The organism is Streptomyces sp. SM1 (genome assembly GCF_002910825.1).
GTDB lineage: Bacteria > Actinomycetota > Actinomycetes > Streptomycetales > Streptomycetaceae > Streptomyces > Streptomyces okerensis.
Genome location: NZ_NEUB01000306.1, coordinates 1 through 2,263, shown reverse-complemented (window position 1 = coordinate 2,263; position 2,263 = coordinate 1). Strand labels below are relative to the sequence as shown.

The window sequence follows — 2,263 nt, the reverse complement described above, 5'->3', positions numbered from 1 at the left end:
TTCGGGGCCGGCGGGCGCACGGCGAGGATGGCGAGGTCGTCGTGCCCGTCGCTGGGGTGCCGGTCGGCCAGCAGGCGGCACAGCTCGCCGAGCGGCAGGGCGCTGTGGGCGGAGGCCAGGGCGGCGAGCTCGTCCAGGCAGTCGTCCAGGGACCGCCGGGGGTGCTCGACCAGGCCGTCGGTGAACAGCACGACCGTGTCCCCGGCCGCGAGCACATGGGTGTGGTCGGGGCGGGGCAGTGCCTCGTCCACCCCGAGGGGGAGGCCGGGTTCGGCCTCCAGGTAACAGGTGTTCCCGTCGGCCGTGACGACGAGGGGCGGCAGATGGCCGGCGGTCGACCAGAGCAGACGCCAGCTGTCCCCCTCCCGTTCGATCCGGGCCAGACAGGCGGTGGTGACCGGGGCCTCCGTGATGGCGTGCAGGGTGTGGTCGAGGCGGTGCAGGACCAGACTCGGCGGGGTGCGCCGGTCGTAGAGGAGAGCGCGCAGCATGTTGCGGATCTGCGCCATGGCCGCCGCCGCGGCCAGATCGTGTCCGACCACGTCACCGATGATGGCCGCGCAGCTGTCGTCCGGCAGCAGCAGGGCGTCGTACCAGTCGCCTCCGAGGTGATGGCCGGGGGCGGTGGCGGGCCGGTAGACGGCGGCGGCGCCGAACGGGGCCAGGTCCGGCAGGGTGGGCAGCAGCAGGCGCTGGAAGTGCTCGGCGGAGGAACGTGTCTGCTCGAAGAGGCGGGCGTTCTCGATCGCGATGCCGGCCGCTCCGGCGAGCGCGGTCACCACAGCCTCGTCATGGTCGTCGAACGGTTCGCCGTCGCGCCTGTCGCACAGATAGAGGTTGCCGTAGATCCGCCCGCGGACGCTGATGGCGACCCCCAGCAGTCCGCGCATGGGAGGGTGGCCCGGAGGAAAGCCGACCGAGTCGGGGTGGCCGGTCAGGTCCCGGACGCGCAGGGGCTCGGGATGGCGGATGAGGTGTCCGAGCAGGCCCCGGCCGTGGGGGAACTCGGAGCCGGCCAGATCCTGGTACTCCCGCTCGCTCAGGCCCAGGGGGATGAATTCCCGGAGCCCGGATCCGTCGTCGTCGAGCACGCCCAGAGCGCCGTAGCGGGCGTCGACCAGGTCCATCGCCGTACTGACGATGCGCCGCAGCACGACGGGCAGTTCCAGTTCACGGCTGACCGCCAGGACGGCGTTGAGCAAGCGCTCCATCCGCCGCTGCGACCGGGCCGGATCGTCGGTCCGTCCGGTGCCGCGGCGCACGTCACGGGCAGGGTCCGGCCGGAACGGTCCAGAGCCTCGGAGATCGTCGTCCGGGTCCGCCACGGCGTATCGCGCCCCTTCCGTCGTACGACCGGGCCCTGCGCGGGCAGCGCACCACCGCGGCGTGCGGTCTCGCACCCCTCGCCCCATCGTGGCCCGTCCGCCGTGAAGCCGCACGCCCGGCGCCCGGGTGGTGCCGGGCCCCACCGCTCGCCGTGCCGCCTCACAGCGCCCGCAGGCCGTGCTCCCGGAACTGCTCGCGCACCCGCTCGACCAGGCCCGGGGCGGGGGTGGGGGTATCGCGCAGGGGGAACGGGATGCCCAGCGCGTCGTACTTGTGGGCGCCGAGTCTGTGGAAGGGCAGGACGTCCACCCGGTCGACGTTGCCCAGCCCGGCGAGGAAGCCGCCGAGCCCGTCGACGGCGGCCGGGTCGTCGGTCCAGCCGGGGACGAGGACGTAGCGGAGCCACACCGGCACGCCGAGCCGGTCCAGGCGGGTGGCGAAGGAGAGGGTCGGGGCGAGGTCGCCGCCGGTCAGCCTGCGGTAGGTGCGGACGTCGAAGGACTTGATGTCCAGCAGCACCAGGCCGGTGTCGGCGAGGAGCCGGTCGCTCGCACGGGCGCCGAGGAATCCCGAGGTGTCGAGGGCGGTGTGCAGCCCGATACTCGCCGCGCGCGTCGCCCGTATGGAAGGCCGGTCGGCGTACGCCGGGGCGGCCGTCGGACCCCTGTTGTCCGGGACGTTGGGCCTGGTCCGAGCGCTGAGGCGGCTCGGGGACGTGCCCGGGCCCGGCAGCGGCACCGGGTGACGGTGCGGGTGACGGCGACGATGAGGGCGAGGGCGACGGGGAGGAACGGATGGGAGGCGGCGTGCGGGATCACCGACCGGTGCGGCGAGCAGTGCGGCAGGTGCTCGGCCGACGGCCGTTGCACGATCCGCCGCCGCGCCATGGTGACGGGCTCTCCTCGACGTGTCACTCCCGTCATTCGGCCGTCCGGCC

At 74.1% G+C, this 2,263-nt stretch carries 2 protein-coding genes; both read right to left on the bottom strand.

The window, feature by feature from the left end:
* The coding region (locus B9S61_RS07325; RefSeq protein ID WP_103541510.1) for a PP2C family protein-serine/threonine phosphatase at positions 1 to 1,211 on the bottom strand (1,211 nt) is incomplete at its 3' end.
* A gap of 274 nt (positions 1,212 to 1,485) precedes the next feature.
* On the bottom strand, positions 1,486 to 2,064 hold the full coding sequence (locus B9S61_RS07320; RefSeq protein WP_258039582.1) for a hypothetical protein: 579 nt from the start codon (positions 2,062 to 2,064) through the stop codon (positions 1,486 to 1,488).
* Between the last annotated feature and the right edge of the window lie 199 nt (positions 2,065 to 2,263).